Consider the following 13,573-nt stretch of genomic DNA (forward strand, 5'->3'; position numbering starts at 1 on the left):
CGGCCTCTGCGGAGGCCGTTTTTACGTCGGTTATGCGTTGTTCGCGTCGCCTAACAGAATGGCGATACTTTGCCCGCCAACGGATTGTTCCAGCGCAATCTTGACGATAATGGTCAGTGGTACCGAAAGCAGCATCCCGACCGGTCCCAGCAGCCATCCCCAAAAGATCAACGACAGAAACACCACCAGCGTAGAGAGCCCCAGACCGCGTCCCATGATGCGTGGCTCAAGGATATTACCGAACACCAGGTTGATAATCAGATAGCCAGCAAGTACCACCAGCGCGTCGTACAGGCCGCCAAACGCCAGTACCTGAATGATAGGGGGGATTGCAGCCAGCACCGAGCCAATGTTCGGAATGTAGTTCAGCGCGAAGGCCAGAAGCCCCCAGATGAAGGCGAAACGGACATCCAGCGCGGCCAGCATCCCCCAGACCACCAGACCCGTGACGAGACTGATGGCCGTTTTCAGCACCAGATAGTGTGACACGCTGTCGATGGCGCGCTGAATGGCCGCCATCCCCTCAACCGGGCGGACCATAATCTGCTGGAATTTAGTGGGAAGCTGCGGCACTTCCAGCAGCATGAAGACCACCGTCAGCAGCAGTAAAAATATCGACGACATGGCATTGGTTAACTGCGTCAGCAAATTGGTGATAAGCGTCATGGCCGCGTTGGGATCGATGTACTTCACCATCTCATCCACGGAGACGCCGATGCCTAAGCGAACCAGCCAGGGCTCCAGATTTTTCAGGGGAATGACCAGTGACGAACGATACTGGGGCAGGGTGCGCGCCAGTTCGTTGAGGGACGTTCCAAGGTAGGTCAGCAGCAGGACCATCGCCATAACGATGATGATAACCAGCAAGGAGATCGCCAGCACGCGTGGAACGCGCAGTTTCACCATCCGCTGTACCAGTGGGCTAAGGACAACGGCAATAAATAAGGCCAGAATAAAGGGAACAATAATATCCGCCGCAAAGCGGATACCGGTAAGAATGATCACCAGCATTCCCAGCATAATGACTATCTTGAGACCGTTCAGCGTGATGATGGGTTTTGCCATGAGGTGTCCTGTATTTTTCTGATTGCCGCGTATAATAATGTGATTCCTGTCGAGGTGTCCTGGAAAAAATCAAACGATTCGGGTAAAGAAGTGAAAAGGTTTTGAGTTAATTCCTGGCCTATGATACAAATCAGGCGTGTTCAACTACCGAGGACAATTATCATCCGCGATGACGAGAAGCAACACTGCGGATAATTGTAATATTATGGACAATATGTTCAGGACGTTTTTTTCTACACAGACTCTTCTTCGCACTTCCTCCTCTTTCTTGCTTGCAGGTGAGCAGCACTGGCGCAACGCGCTGTAGTCCCTTCTTCTGTTCGAGCTGACGCCATGCGTCTGGCTAACTGATTTTATTTTCTGGTTTGCCGCTTTGTGCAAGCCCAAAGGATTATATTCTCAAGCAGGAGAAGCACCATGTTTTACTGGATTTTATTAGGCCTGGCGATTGCCGCCGAAATTACCGGCACACTGTCGATGAAATGGGCAAGCGTGAGCGATGGCAACAGCGGATTTATTTTAATGCTGGTGATGATCGCGACCTCGTATATTTTTCTCTCTTTCGCCGTTAAAAAAATCGCCCTCGGCGTAGCTTACGCGCTGTGGGAAGGTATCGGTATTTTATTTATTACGCTGTTTAGCGTGCTGTTATTTGATGAGTCGCTGTCGGCCATGAAAATTGCCGGTCTGGCGACGCTGGTACTGGGGATTGTGTTGATCAAGTCTGGTACCCGCAAGTCGCGTCAGAGTGCGAAAGAGGTGACGCATGCAACAGTTTGAGTGGGTTCACGCTGCGTGGCTGGGAGGGGCGATCGTTCTGGAAATTATCGCCAACGTCTTCTTAAAATTCTCTGACGGCTTTCGGCGCAAATGGTACGGCATCCTCTCGCTGGTCGCGGTACTCGCCGCGTTCAGCGCGCTGTCTCAGGCGGTAAAAGGCATTGATCTGTCCGTTGCCTATGCGCTGTGGGGGGGGTTTGGTATCGCCGCGACGCTGGCCGCCGGATGGATACTGTTTGGTCAGCGCCTGAATCATAAGGGCTGGATTGGCGTTGTTCTGCTGCTGGCCGGAATGGTGATGATTAAACTTGCCTGATGTTCCGCTGCCCGCTTCCTGCGGGCAGCGCGATGAGCGTTATTGTTCCCCGGCCAGTGCATCCAGTTTTTCACGAAAACCGGTCACCGAGATAGCCCGGTTGTCTGCGCGCCAGCGATCTTTTGCCGCCGGGGCTGAACTCTGAACGCCGATTAACTGCCATCCCGCCTCGGTTTTCAACATCAGCGGCGAACCGCTGTCGCCCGGCAGGGTGTCACACTGATGTGACAACACCGAATTCTGCGCCCAGCCGGTGACAATGCAATCCTGATGAGAATAGAGCGTATCAAGATGGTCTTCCGGATATCCCGACTGTGTGACCTTGCGCCCGGCGTCCTTGAGTGCGGCGGTCAGTGCGGCTTTATCCCCTTCAAAGAGCGGCAACGGCGTGATGCCGGAAGGCGGATAGCGCAGGACGACCAGACCAAAATCCCACGGCGCGGCAGCCGGCGGCACAATCCAGCCATCGCCATCGGGCTTCAGACGTTTTCCCAGACCGGGATCGACGCGTCCTTCAATTCCGTGGATTTCATAACGCCAGAGACCTTTTTTAGAGACAAAACGCAGGACCACGGCTTTATCCGGTTTCCCTTTAGGCGGGGTTAATAAGCAATGTCCGGCGGTAAGCGCCAGATGCGGGGAGATCAGCGTCGCAGTACACAAGTTTCCGCTGGCGGTTTCCAGTTGTCCGATAGCATCCCACGGCGATTGTGTAGGATCGCTTACCGGCGCGCGATCGTCCTGACCAAAAAATAACGTTTTGACTTCACTGGTCTCGCTATCCGCGTCAGGCTTATCCGCATGCGCAATACCCGATGAAAAGCACAACGACCCCAGTAATACAGCAACGGTTTTACGCATATCACACTCTGTGTGGGTAATTATGATTATTAAAAGAAAACCCTCAGTAAATACTATAGACGTAACGGCGGGAAAGTGAGAGCAAAATCAGAGTACTACGATCAGGAAAGATAAAAGCGGGCAGCAATGAGTGCACATAAAATAAGCGTGATAAGGATGAACTCAAAGCGATAACGGCGCACCATGTTACCCTCCGAAAAAGACGGCGCTAAACCGGGAAAGCGTTCAGCGCCGTTGAGTAATGGCGCGAGGGGGCGCGCCAGTTTACAGATTCAGGACTTAAGCTGCCGGTTGAGCGGCGGGCTTAGCAGCCGGTTGTTTGGTGTGTTTCTTGGCGTGCTTTTTAGCGGCTTGCGCTTTTTGTTCTGGCGCTTTCTGCTCAGTCGTGGCTTTGGCTTTTTTCGGGTGTTTTTTAGCGGCCTGCGCTTTTTGCTCTGGCGCTTTCTGGGTGGTCGCTTTGTGATGTTTTTTGTGGTGCATGGTTTTTGCCGGAGCCGCTTTTGCGACAGGTGCGGCAGCCGGTGCAGTTGTCGTAGTGTCAGCAGCAAATGCGGCAGAAGACAGACCCATAGCAGCGGCAACAACCAGAGCTAATACTTTTTTCATTCTCATACCCTCGATTTGGTTTTTCATTCAACCCCACTGCGGGGCCGTTGAAATAACTATATCGCTGGATTATGTGTGCTTCCGTGAGTCATTGGTTTCGGCGTGTAACGATATGTACAATGCCGGGCGCAACGGCCCGGCAAGGCGGTTTACAGATAGCGAGATTCAAGGTGGGCGCGGAAATGGCGGCTGTTGAGCGTTTCTCCGGTGGCCTGGGTGATCAACTGCTCCGTAGTAAAGCGGCTGCCGTGTTGCCAGATGTTCTGTCGCAGCCAGTCAAACAGCGCGCTGAAATCACCGCCAGCAATTTGTTGGTTGAGACCCGGCAACGCGCGGTTCGCGGCGCTGAACAACTGCGCGGCGTACATCGCGCCCAACGTGTAAGAAGGGAAGTAACCAAACCCGCCGTCGGTCCAGTGAATATCCTGCATACAGCCGTCGCGATAATTCCCTTTTGTCGACAGTCCCAGCCATGCCTGCATTTTTTCGTCCCACAGCGCCGGAATATCTTCCACCTCGATGTCGCCATTGATTAACGCTCGCTCAATCTCATAGCGCAGAATGACGTGCGCCGGGTAGCTGACTTCATCTGCATCCACGCGGATAAAACCGGGTTTAACCCGCTGGTTCCAGGCGATGAAGTTTTGCTCTTCAAAGGCAGCCTGAGAGCCAAAATGACGCTTCACGGCGGGTAGCAGTCGCCGTAAAAACGCATTGCTGCGGCCCACCTGCATTTCAAAAAACAGACTCTGGGATTCGTGGATCGCGGTGGAACGGGCTAGCGCTACCGACTGACCCAGCCAGTTACGCGGCAGGTTCTGCTCATAGCGGGCGTGTCCGGTTTCGTGGATAACGCCAAACAGGGCGCTGAGTAACTCGTTTTCGTCATAGCGCGTCGTGATACGCACATCTTCCGGCACGCCGCCGCAGAACGGATGAGCGCTAATATCCAGGCGACCCGCGTTAAAATCGAAACCGAGTACAGACATCGTCTCCAGCCCCAGTTCTCGCTGGACGGCAGTCGGGAAAGGGCCAACAGGGGCAACCAGCGACTGCTGTGACTGCCGGACAACCACGCGGTTGAGGAGATCCGGCAGCCACGATTTGAGATCGGCAAACAGTCCGTCCAGTTGTGCACTGGTCATTTCTGGCTCATAAATATCCAGCAGCGCGTCATACGGCGAGCCGCCTTTGACCTGCGCACGCAGCCTGGCCTCCTCGCGACTCAGTTTCACCACCTCTCGCAAATTCGCCGAGAATCCCTGCCAGTCGTTAGCGGGACGCTGACTGCGCCAGGCGTGCTCGCAGCGACTTCCAGCGAGCGATTTAGCCTCCACCAGCGACTCAGGTAACAATGCGGCCTGGGTATGCAGCCGCGTCATTTCCCGCAGATTGGCCTGTTCCACATCATTGAGATCCTCCTGGGCGGCAGCGGCAAGCCATTGCGCCACTTTCGGTTCGGTCAGAATTTGATGTTCCAGCACGCTCAGCTCAGCCAGCGCTTCACCGCGCGCCGCGCTGCCGCCTGGCGGCATCATGGCGAACATATCCCAACTGGCGATGGCGGAAAGGTGAGAGAAGCGGGACAGCCGCAGGAAGGTGCGTGCAAGTTGTTGATAGCTTTTGTTATCCATGTAACCTCTTCGACGAAACAGGCAGGTTGAGTTCCCCCACCATAATGGGTAGTTATGTTTATCGATAGCCTTTTTTATAGTAGCCAACGGGAACATCGTCCCCGTCCAATAAAAATAAACACACACAGCAAAATGAATCCACTTCACTGGGTTGTCTTTGCTCTTCTGGCACTGGATGCCGTCAGAGAATTGATGGGGTATTCATCAATCTTAGGAATTTGGTAACCACTGTTGGTCGAGAGGCGAAAGCCCGGTGAAACCCGGGCTTTTCTTTCAGACTAGACGTGAAGGCGGTGATGCAGTCGGGTACCGACCAGAATGGCCAGTATCAGCATAATAGCGATAAATCCCCCCACGCCATTCCAGCCATAGTTATGCCAGAACACGCCGCCGAGCGTACCGGCGATACTGGATCCCAGATAGTAGCTGAACAGATACAGCGAAGAGGCCTGGCCTTTGGCGCGCCGCGCGCGCGGGCCGATCCAGCTACTGGCGACGGAGTGGGCGCCAAAGAATCCCGCCGAGAAGAGCAGCATGCCGGTGAAAATCAGCCATAGCGAGCTGAATAGGGTCATTAGCAGACCGACAAGCATCACGGCGGTAGAGAAGAGCATCACCGGGCCGCGCCCGTAGCGCACCGTCATCGAACCGGCTTTCGGTGAACTCCAGGTCCCGGTCAGATAGGCAACGGAAAGCAGGCCGACCACCGCCTGGCTGAGCTCCCACGGTGAAAGCATCAGGCGATAACCGATGTAGTTAAACAGGGTGACGAACGACCCCATCAGCAGAAAACCTTCCGCAAACAACAGCGGCAGCCCCTGGTCGCGCCAGTGGAGTCGAAAGTTAATGAACAACGTTTTGGGGCGCAGCGACGTGGGACGGAAGTGGCGTGATTCCGGCAGAATTTTCCAGAACATCAGGGCCGACGCCAGTGCGAAGCAGCCAATGGCCGCCAGCGCAATGCGCCAGCTAAAGAAATCAGTAAACACGCCGCTAATCAGACGTCCGCTCATTCCGCCAATCGAGTTGCCGCTGATATACAGCCCCATTGAGAACGCGACAAAGCTGGGGTGGATTTCCTCGCTCAGATAGGTCATTCCGACGGCCGCTACGCCGCTGAGCGAAAGGCCAATCAGCGCGCGCATCACCAGTATACCGTGCCAACTGGTCATCATCGTCGAAAGCAACGTACAGCAGGAGGCGAGCAGCAGCGCGGTCACCATCACCGGCTTGCGGCCGATGGCATCCGACAGCGGGCCGGTAAACAGCAGGCCAACGGCTAACATTCCTGTGGAAATCGACAATGAAATACTGCTACTGGCAGGCGATACGCCAAACTCATGGGACAGCACTGGCAGAATAGGCTGGACGCAGTACAGCAGGGCGAAGGTCGCCAGTCCGGCAGAAAAGAGTGCCAGCGTGACGCGCATGAAGGCAGAGGTACCGCGTTGAATAAACTGAACCGGCTGAGAAATGCGTTGGTCGTCAATATCGCTCGCCGTCGCGTCATTGACTGTAGTAGTACGACTCACTGGAAATCCTTGCGCAACAAACCCGTGTTTTGAGGGGACGGGCATAACCTTGTTGAGTAGAGTAGGAAAAACTCATTATTCTGTCTAATATATTAATAGTCTCAAATAATACTTTCAAAATATGAATATTGAACTTCGTCACCTTCGCTACTTTGTTGCCGTAGCGGAAGAACTGCATTTTGGGCGTGCTGCGGCCCGATTGAACATTTCGCAGCCGCCGCTGAGCCAGCAAATTCAGATGCTTGAGCAACAGGTCGGCGCGCGCCTGCTCGCGCGAACGAACCGTAGCGTCGCGCTGACCGCCGCAGGCAAGCAATTTCTCGCCGACAGTCGGCAGATCCTCGGGCTGGTTAATGATGCCGCCGCCCGCGCGGAGCGTCTGCACCTGGGGGAGGCCGGGGAACTGCGCATCGGCTTTACCTCGTCGGCGCCGTTTATACGCGCGGTCTCCGATACGCTGTCGTTGTTCCGGCAGAATTACCCGGATATGCATTTGCAGACCCGCGAGATGAATACCCGCGAACAACTGGCACCGCTGAGTGAAGGGGCGCTGGATCTGGGCCTGATGCGCAATACCCTGTTGCCGGAGAGCTTACATCATGCGGTTATCTTGCATGAACCGCTGATGGCGATGATCCCCCGGGTGTACCCGCTGGCGCAAAAGCCGGTAGTGACGCTGGCTGAACTGGCGAAAGAACCGTTTGTTTTCTTTGACCCTCACGTCGGAACCGGTCTTTACGACGATATCCTCGGCATGATGCGTCGCTACCAGTTGTCGCCTGTGATTACCCAGGAGGTCGGCGAGGCAATGACGATCATTGGGCTGGTCGCTGCCGGCTTAGGCGTGTCGATACTTCCGGCGTCGTTTAAAAAAGTGCAGCTCAATGAGATGTGTTGGGTGCCGATTGCGGAAGAGGATGCGGTCTCGGAAATGTGGCTGGTCTGGTCGGCACATCATGAACAGAGCCAGGCGGCGCTACGCTTTCGTCAGCAGTTAATTCAGGCCGTCAGGAGCGCTTAAATTAATTTAATAACGGCTGAAAATGTGCAGTTAATCACACGGCTAAGTAAAAAGTTGACGTCGTGTATTGAAGTACTTCACCATAGCCCGCAGATTATTTCGGAGCGCGAAAATAAAGGGAGTCAGAGGTGGTTGCTGATAGTCAGCCTGGGCACATCGATCAAATAAAGCAGACCAATGCGGGTGCAGTTTATCGCCTGATTGATCAGTTGGGGCCGGTATCGCGTATTGATCTTTCGCGTCTTGCGCAGCTGGCGCCTGCCAGTATCACGAAGATAGTGCGCGAAATGCTTGAAGCGCACCTGGTCCAGGAACTGGAAATTAAAGAAGCCGGTAGTCGCGGACGGCCTGCGGTGGGACTGGTGGTGGAAACAGAAGCCTGGCACTATTTGTCTCTTCGTATCAGTCGTGGGGAAATATTTCTCGCCCTGCGCGATCTCAGCAGCAAACTGGTGGTGGAAGAGTGTCTTGAGCTGCCGCTGAACGATGAAACGCCGCTGCTGGCGCGGATTGTCACGCTGGTCGATCAGTTCTTTATTCGCCATCAGCAGAAGCTCGAACGTCTGACCTCCATCGCCATTACCTTACCCGGCATTATTGATACAGAGAATGGGATCGTGCATCGCATGCCGTTTTATGCCGATGTGAAAGAGATGCCGCTCGGCGATACGCTGTCGCAGCACACCGGTGTACCGGTCTACATTCAGCATGATATCAGCGCCTGGACAATGGCAGAGGCGCTGTTTGGCGCGTCCCGTGGGGCGCGTGATGTGATTCAGGTGGTTATCGATCATAACGTTGGGGCCGGGGTGATTACCGACGGTCACTTACTGCATGCGGGCAGCAGCAGCCTGGTGGAGATTGGCCACACCCAGGTTGATCCTTACGGTAAACGCTGTTACTGCGGCAACCACGGCTGTCTGGAAACCATTGCCAGCGTCGAAAGCGTGCTGGAACTGGCGCAATTGCGGCTGGCACAATCCATGAGCTCGTCGCTCCATGGCCAGCCGCTGACGGTTGATTCGTTGTGTCAGGCGGCGATGCAGGGCGATCTGCTGGCTAAAGACATTATCAGCGGCGTGGGAACTCACGTTGGACGTATCCTCGCCATTATGGTCAATCTGTTTAACCCGCAAAAAATACTGATCGGATCGCCGCTCAGTAAAGCGGCGGACGTGTTGTTCCCGGCGATTGCGGACAGCATTCGCCAGCAGGCGCTACCGGCCTACAGCAAAAATATGGTCGTTGAGAGCACGCAGTTTTCTAATCAGGGGACGATGGCGGGGGCCGCGCTGGTAAAAGACGCGATGTATAATGGTTCTTTGTTGATTCGTCTATTACAGGGTTAACATTTTTTAACTGTTCTACCAAAAATTGCGCTAACTCAAGCTGATTCTACCTGGCATACCTTAGACTTTCTCTACTGTATTATTTTCCTGGCTTATATTTTCGAAGCATAACGGTGGAGTTGGTGATGCTGAAGCGTTTCTTTATTACAGGTACAGACACTTCTGTTGGGAAGACGGTTGTTTCCCGCGCATTGCTACAAGCGTTAGCGTCGGGGGGTAAAAGCGTTGCGGGATATAAACCGGTCGCGAAGAGCAGCAAAGAGACCCCTGAAGGGTTGCGCAACCGGGATGCACTGGTGCTGCAAAGCGTATCGACGCTGGAATTGCCCTATGAGGCCGTTAACCCCATCGCCCTGAGCGAAGATGAAAGTAGTGTGGCCCACAGTTGCCCGATCAATTACACCTTACTTTCTAACGGTCTGGCGAGCCTGTCAGAGAAAGTCGATCACGTGGTGGTTGAAGGCACCGGCGGCTGGCGCAGTCTGATGAACGATCTGCGTCCGTTGTCTGAATGGGTGGTGCAGGAGCAGTTACCGGTACTGATGGTGGTAGGCATTCAGGAAGGCTGTATTAACCATGCGCTGCTGACTGCTCAGGCGATCGCCAACGACGGCTTACCGCTGATCGGTTGGGTCGCCAACCGTATCAATCCGGGTCTGGCACACTATGCGGAAATTATCGATGTCCTGAGCAAAAAATTGCCTGCGCCGTTGATCGGCGAACTGCCTTATTTACCGCGCGCCGAGCAGCGCGATCTTGGACAGTACATTCGCCTGTCAATGCTGGGTAGCGTGCTGTCAGTCGATAGAATCATGGCCTGATTCACGACCTTACACATCATAATGATGAAACCGGGGAGCCAACGCGCTCCCCGGTTTTTTTATACCGTCAAAACCGGTCTTAGCTGCTTTCGTGAATGTTCAGCGCCCGGCGGGTACGTCCAGAACTGAGATAATCGGCGATGTAATCCTGTGAGATCTCGCCGTTGTAGCGACCGTCCTCGTCAACAATCGGCATCCAACTGGTATTACTTTCATACAGCTTGGACAGCACAATACGCAGGTTGTCTTCGGCCTTGCCGGTAATACGGAAGGGATGAATGATGTCTGCGCAGGTGCCGGTGGCCTGACGCGCCTCGCGACGTTTCACAAAGCCCAGCGGTTTACCTTCGCCATCCACCACCGTAATCGCCCGAATGTCGTTGTCATCCATAATGCCAAAGGCTTCATTCAGCGACGTAGACGGTTGCGCGGTCAGCGTTGGCTGCTGGTCGGTCACGTCGCCCGCCGAGACCAGCAGCAGGCGCTTGAGCGTACGGTCCTGACCGACGAATGAACCGACAAAGTCGTTGGCCGGTTTTGCCAACAACTCATCCGGGCTGGCGCACTGGACAATGCGTCCCTGGCGGAATACGGCAATACGATCGCCGAGTTTCAACGCTTCATCAATATCATGACTTACCAACATCACCGTTTTCTTCAACGCGCGCTGCATGTCGAGGAACTGGTTCTGGATCACTTCGCGGTTGATTGGGTCGACGGCACCAAACGGTTCATCCATCAGCAGAACCGGCGGATCCGCCGCCAGGGCGCGAATGACGCCAATACGCTGTTGCTGGCCGCCGGACATCTCTTTTGGATAGCGATGCAGAAACTTCTTCGCATCCATTGCTACCATCTCCATCAACTCTTCGGCACGGCTTTTACAGCGGGCTTTATCCCAGCCCAGCATGCGGGGGACGACCGTAATATTTTCTTCAATCGTCATGTTAGGGAACAGACCAATCTGCTGGATCACATAGCCAATGTTGCGGCGTAGGGTGACGGTATCCATCTCGCCCGTATTTTCACCGTTAATCAGGATGTTGCCGCTGCTCGGGGTAATCAGGCGGTTAATCATCTTCAGGGTAGTGGTCTTGCCGCAGCCCGACGGCCCCAGCAGAACGCACATTTCTCCCTCTGGCACGTTCAGATTGACGTTATCGACGGCCTTAAGCGGCTGACCGTTTTTCTGCGAAAATTGTTTGGTGAGGTTTTCCAGTTTTATCATTATCGTATCCCCTTCGGTGTCAGGACGACTTGCAGGCGGTGTAACAGCCAGTCAAGTACAATCGCTAAAAGACAAATCATCAATGCGCCGGCAATCAGCATGCGAATGTCGCTGCCGCCGATACCATTCAGTAATAGTAATCCCAGGCCGCCTGCGCCAATCACTGCGGCAATCGCCATCACGCCGATGTTCATGACCACGGCGGTGCGGATCCCGCCGAAAATCACCGGTAAAGCCATTGGGATCTCAACCCAGCGCAAACGCTGCCAGAACGTCATGCCTATCCCGCGACCCGCTTCGCGTAAGCCCGGTGGGATGCTGTCCAGCGCGGTATGGGTGTTACGCACGATAGGCAGCAGCGAGTAGAGGAACACGGCGGTAATGGCGGGCAGTGCGCCAATTCCGTGACCGATCAGCGAAAACAGAGGGATCATCAGCCCGAAGAGGGCAATAGATGGAATCGTCAATAGCAGTGTGGCGGCGCTCAGTACGGGCGTTGCCAGCCATTTGTGGCGGACAATCAGGATCCCGAGCGGTACGCCAGTCACAATCGCCAGGCCAACCGCCAGCGCCACCAGCCACAGATGCTGAAAAGTGAGCGTCGCCAGATAACCTGCGTTATCGATCATGTAGTGAATCGTATCCATATGCGCTCCTTACAGCAGGTTCTTTTGTTGCAGGAATTCACGAGCAACCTGCTGAGGTGACTGGTGATCGATATCAACCTTCGCATTCAATGAACTGATCACGTCATTATTTAACTGCGCCGAGAGGGTATTGAGCGCCTCGGCAAGCCCTGGGTTGGCCTCCAGCGTATCTTTACGCACCACAGGCGTGACAGCGTAACTTGGGAAGAAGCCCTTATCATCTTCCAGCACCTTGAGATCAAAACCCTTCACACGACCGTCAGTGGTATAGATAAGGCCGGCGTCAACAAAGCCATCACGCACGGCGTTGTAGACCAGTCCGGGATCCATCTGGCGGATTTGCGGTCGGTCAAGCTCCATTTGATAAGCCTGCTGCAACGGCTTCATTCCGTCGCTGCGCCCGGCAAATTCCAGGTCGAGCCCCAGCAACCAGTTGTTGTCGGGATCGGTCTGGCGGATGTGCTCAATTTTCGCCACCATCTCCGACATGGTGTTGATGTTTTCCGCTTCGGCGCGCTTACGCTGCATGGCGAACGCGTAGGTGTTGTTCATATCTGCCGGTTTCAGCCATACCAGCCCCAGCCTGGCATCAAGGCGCTTCACCGTGTCATACGACGCCTGCGGGCTCATGCGCTCATTGATATGGTTGAAAATAATCAACGAGGTGCCGGTGTATTCCCATGTCATATCAATCTGTTTATTGATCATCGCATTCCGTGAGATGACCGTGGCGATATTGGTTTGCGGCTGAACCTGAAATCCCTTTTTTTGCAGATACTGAACGGTCATGGCCGAGAGAATGTGCTGTTCGGTAAAGCTCTTGGTGGCGAGGATAATGGGGGCGGCCTGGGCCTGCGTGCTCATCAACAGCGCGGCGGCGAGCCATCCCAGCCATGTATTCTTGAGATTCATTTAGCGCTCCTTGTTTTTATCATTGTCATCAGGCCGTGTGCGGGCTCAGGGCGCGCCCAAGCCAGGCGAGCAGACTGTCGAGGATCAGGGCGAAAAGTGCGGTGGCGGTCGCCCCCAAAATCAATGTCGGGAAGTCGTTAAGATAGATGCCGGGGAAAATCAGCTCGCCGTAGCTACTGGCGCCAATCAGAAACGCCAGCGGGGCGGTCCCGACGTTAATCGCTGTGGCAATGCGGATCCCGGAAAGCATCACCGGCCAGGCGTTGGGGATTTCCACCTGACGAAGCCGCTGCCATTTCGTCATACCGATGCCGTTTGCCGCTTCAATCAGCGACGGTGGGACAGAAATCAGTCCGGCATAGGTGTTACGCACAATCGGCAACAGTGACGCCAGAAACAGCGCAACAATAGCGGGCAGGTCGCCAATGCCGATAATGACCATCGCCAGCGCGAGAACGGCCAGCGGAGGTAGCGTGTTGCCAATGTTGAAGATCTGCATGGCATATTCAGCAATCCCCTTTGCTGCGGGGCGGCTGAGCAGGATACCGCTTGGAATACCGACCAGCAGGGCGAAGAACATTGAGGTAAGGACTAAAATCAGGTGCTGTTGGCCGAGATAGAGCAAATCGACCTGACGTGATTTGAGCGTTTCGACGCCAATTCCCCAGATCAGCAGTGCCAGTAGCACAATGATGACGAAACTAAAGCCCAGCACGTGTTTTAACGTGGAAGTGTGCATTGCAGTGTGTCTCCCTGTTTGCATGCGTTATGGCGGCGAATAATCGTCGCATGTTGTTATGC

General features: G+C 54.6%; 17 protein-coding genes. 7 read left to right on the plus strand and 10 right to left on the minus strand.

What is annotated here, in order from left to right; translation table 11 throughout:
* Positions 1 to 30 precede the first annotated feature (30 nt).
* Positions 31 to 1,065 (minus strand): AI-2E family transporter, encoded by a 1,035-nt coding sequence (locus ACERJC_RS06260; protein ID WP_373671276.1) that lies wholly within the window; start codon positions 1,063 to 1,065, stop codon positions 31 to 33.
* Positions 1,066 to 1,201: 136 nt separating this feature from the next.
* On the opposite strand from ACERJC_RS06260, the gene ACERJC_RS25505 reads away from it, so the two are divergent.
* From ACERJC_RS25505 to mdtI, 3 genes are all read left to right on the plus strand, one after another.
* Positions 1,202 to 1,372, plus strand: coding sequence for a protein YdgV (locus ACERJC_RS25505; RefSeq protein WP_080949895.1), 171 nt, complete (start codon positions 1,202 to 1,204; stop codon positions 1,370 to 1,372).
* A gap of 110 nt (positions 1,373 to 1,482) precedes the next feature.
* The gene (gene mdtJ / locus ACERJC_RS06265; protein ID WP_152404795.1) at positions 1,483 to 1,845 is read left to right on the plus strand and encodes a multidrug/spermidine efflux SMR transporter subunit MdtJ; all 363 of its coding nucleotides are present in this window, start codon (positions 1,483 to 1,485) and stop codon (positions 1,843 to 1,845) included.
* Positions 1,832 to 2,161, plus strand: coding sequence for a multidrug/spermidine efflux SMR transporter subunit MdtI (gene mdtI / locus ACERJC_RS06270; RefSeq protein WP_152404794.1), 330 nt, complete (start codon positions 1,832 to 1,834; stop codon positions 2,159 to 2,161). Before mdtJ ends, mdtI begins: the two co-directional genes overlap by 14 nt.
* 39 nt (positions 2,162 to 2,200) lie before the next feature.
* Here mdtI and ACERJC_RS06275 read toward each other — a convergent pair whose 3' ends face one another.
* From ACERJC_RS06275 to ACERJC_RS06290, 4 genes are all read right to left on the minus strand, one after another.
* Positions 2,201 to 3,022, minus strand: coding sequence for a trypsin-like serine peptidase (locus ACERJC_RS06275; protein ID WP_373671277.1), 822 nt, complete (start codon positions 3,020 to 3,022; stop codon positions 2,201 to 2,203).
* A 101-nt stretch (positions 3,023 to 3,123) separates the two neighbouring features.
* On the minus strand, positions 3,124 to 3,207 hold the full coding sequence (ydgU, locus tag ACERJC_RS06280) for a small membrane protein YdgU (protein ID WP_099434124.1): 84 nt from the start codon (positions 3,205 to 3,207) through the stop codon (positions 3,124 to 3,126).
* A gap of 94 nt (positions 3,208 to 3,301) precedes the next feature.
* Complete coding sequence (gene asr / locus ACERJC_RS06285; protein ID WP_152406333.1) at positions 3,302 to 3,628, minus strand: acid resistance repetitive basic protein Asr; 327 nt, start codon at positions 3,626 to 3,628, stop codon at positions 3,302 to 3,304.
* A gap of 149 nt (positions 3,629 to 3,777) precedes the next feature.
* Positions 3,778 to 5,262, minus strand: a complete 1,485-nt coding sequence (locus ACERJC_RS06290; RefSeq protein WP_373671278.1) for a carboxypeptidase M32 — start codon at positions 5,260 to 5,262, stop codon at positions 3,778 to 3,780.
* Between the two features lie 132 nt (positions 5,263 to 5,394).
* On the opposite strand from ACERJC_RS06290, the gene ACERJC_RS06295 reads away from it, so the two are divergent.
* Complete coding sequence (locus ACERJC_RS06295) at positions 5,395 to 5,487, plus strand: KPN_01571 family protein (RefSeq protein WP_216525544.1); 93 nt, start codon at positions 5,395 to 5,397, stop codon at positions 5,485 to 5,487.
* Between the two features lie 53 nt (positions 5,488 to 5,540).
* On the opposite strand, the gene ynfM is transcribed toward ACERJC_RS06295, so the two are convergent.
* On the minus strand, positions 5,541 to 6,794 hold the full coding sequence (ynfM, locus tag ACERJC_RS06300; RefSeq protein ID WP_152404791.1) for a multidrug efflux MFS transporter YnfM/SxtP(Kp): 1,254 nt from the start codon (positions 6,792 to 6,794) through the stop codon (positions 5,541 to 5,543).
* A 121-nt stretch (positions 6,795 to 6,915) separates the two neighbouring features.
* On the opposite strand from ynfM, the gene ynfL reads away from it, so the two are divergent.
* The 3 genes from ynfL (at position 6,916) to bioD (ending at position 9,985) form a co-directional block, all read left to right on the plus strand.
* Positions 6,916 to 7,815: a multidrug efflux transcriptional activator YnfL/SxtR(Kp) gene (ynfL, locus tag ACERJC_RS06305; RefSeq protein WP_373671279.1), complete on the plus strand. Its 900-nt coding sequence runs from the start codon at positions 6,916 to 6,918 to the stop codon at positions 7,813 to 7,815.
* Between the two features lie 128 nt (positions 7,816 to 7,943).
* The gene (gene mlc / locus ACERJC_RS06310) at positions 7,944 to 9,164 is read left to right on the plus strand and encodes a sugar metabolism global transcriptional regulator Mlc (RefSeq protein ID WP_371894762.1); all 1,221 of its coding nucleotides are present in this window, start codon (positions 7,944 to 7,946) and stop codon (positions 9,162 to 9,164) included.
* Between the two features lie 125 nt (positions 9,165 to 9,289).
* Positions 9,290 to 9,985, plus strand: a complete 696-nt coding sequence (gene bioD, locus ACERJC_RS06315) for a dethiobiotin synthase (RefSeq protein ID WP_152404788.1) — start codon at positions 9,290 to 9,292, stop codon at positions 9,983 to 9,985.
* A 79-nt stretch (positions 9,986 to 10,064) separates the two neighbouring features.
* On the opposite strand, the gene osmV is transcribed toward bioD, so the two are convergent.
* Genes osmV through osmY form a run of 4 tightly spaced genes read right to left on the minus strand, consistent with a single transcriptional unit; the run spans position 10,065 to position 13,511 of the window.
* Positions 10,065 to 11,213, minus strand: coding sequence for an osmoprotectant ABC transporter ATP-binding protein OsmV (gene osmV, locus ACERJC_RS06320; protein ID WP_152404787.1), 1,149 nt, complete (start codon positions 11,211 to 11,213; stop codon positions 10,065 to 10,067).
* On the minus strand, positions 11,213 to 11,860 hold the full coding sequence (gene osmW, locus ACERJC_RS06325; protein WP_046480576.1) for an osmoprotectant ABC transporter permease OsmW: 648 nt from the start codon (positions 11,858 to 11,860) through the stop codon (positions 11,213 to 11,215). Before osmW ends, osmV begins: the two co-directional genes overlap by 1 nt.
* 9 nt (positions 11,861 to 11,869) lie before the next feature.
* Positions 11,870 to 12,772, minus strand: a complete 903-nt coding sequence (gene osmX / locus ACERJC_RS06330) for an osmoprotectant ABC transporter substrate-binding protein OsmX (RefSeq protein WP_178825038.1) — start codon at positions 12,770 to 12,772, stop codon at positions 11,870 to 11,872.
* A 28-nt stretch (positions 12,773 to 12,800) separates the two neighbouring features.
* Positions 12,801 to 13,511, minus strand: coding sequence for an osmoprotectant ABC transporter permease OsmY (osmY, locus tag ACERJC_RS06335; protein WP_152404785.1), 711 nt, complete (start codon positions 13,509 to 13,511; stop codon positions 12,801 to 12,803).
* Between the last annotated feature and the right edge of the window lie 62 nt (positions 13,512 to 13,573).

This window comes from Citrobacter telavivensis, from assembly GCF_041807075.1.
Taxonomy (GTDB): Bacteria; Pseudomonadota; Gammaproteobacteria; order Enterobacterales; family Enterobacteriaceae; genus Citrobacter_A; species Citrobacter_A telavivensis.

What these genes read in the sequence shown, in the direction of transcription:
- ACERJC_RS06290 (WP_373671278.1), bottom strand. Translation starts at nt 5,262, where the DNA reads ATGGATAACAAAAGCTATCAACAACTTGCACGCACCTTCCTGCGGCTG.
- ynfL (WP_373671279.1), top strand. Translation starts at nt 6,916, where the DNA reads ATGAATATTGAACTTCGTCACCTTCGCTACTTTGTTGCCGTAGCGGAA.
- asr (WP_152406333.1), bottom strand. Translation starts at nt 3,628, where the DNA reads ATGAAAAAAGTATTAGCTCTGGTTGTTGCCGCTGCTATGGGTCTGTCT.
- bioD (WP_152404788.1), top strand. Translation starts at nt 9,290, where the DNA reads ATGCTGAAGCGTTTCTTTATTACAGGTACAGACACTTCTGTTGGGAAG.
- ACERJC_RS06260 (WP_373671276.1), bottom strand. Translation starts at nt 1,065, where the DNA reads ATGGCAAAACCCATCATCACGCTGAACGGTCTCAAGATAGTCATTATG.
- osmX (WP_178825038.1), bottom strand. Translation starts at nt 12,772, where the DNA reads ATGAATCTCAAGAATACATGGCTGGGATGGCTCGCCGCCGCGCTGTTG.
- ACERJC_RS06295 (WP_216525544.1), top strand. Translation starts at nt 5,395, where the DNA reads ATGAATCCACTTCACTGGGTTGTCTTTGCTCTTCTGGCACTGGATGCC.
- osmV (WP_152404787.1), bottom strand. Translation starts at nt 11,213, where the DNA reads ATGATAAAACTGGAAAACCTCACCAAACAATTTTCGCAGAAAAACGGT.
- ydgU (WP_099434124.1), bottom strand. Translation starts at nt 3,207, where the DNA reads ATGGTGCGCCGTTATCGCTTTGAGTTCATCCTTATCACGCTTATTTTA.
- osmY (WP_152404785.1), bottom strand. Translation starts at nt 13,511, where the DNA reads ATGCACACTTCCACGTTAAAACACGTGCTGGGCTTTAGTTTCGTCATC.
- osmW (WP_046480576.1), bottom strand. Translation starts at nt 11,860, where the DNA reads ATGGATACGATTCACTACATGATCGATAACGCAGGTTATCTGGCGACG.
- mdtI (WP_152404794.1), top strand. Translation starts at nt 1,832, where the DNA reads ATGCAACAGTTTGAGTGGGTTCACGCTGCGTGGCTGGGAGGGGCGATC.
- mdtJ (WP_152404795.1), top strand. Translation starts at nt 1,483, where the DNA reads ATGTTTTACTGGATTTTATTAGGCCTGGCGATTGCCGCCGAAATTACC.
- ACERJC_RS06275 (WP_373671277.1), bottom strand. Translation starts at nt 3,022, where the DNA reads ATGCGTAAAACCGTTGCTGTATTACTGGGGTCGTTGTGCTTTTCATCG.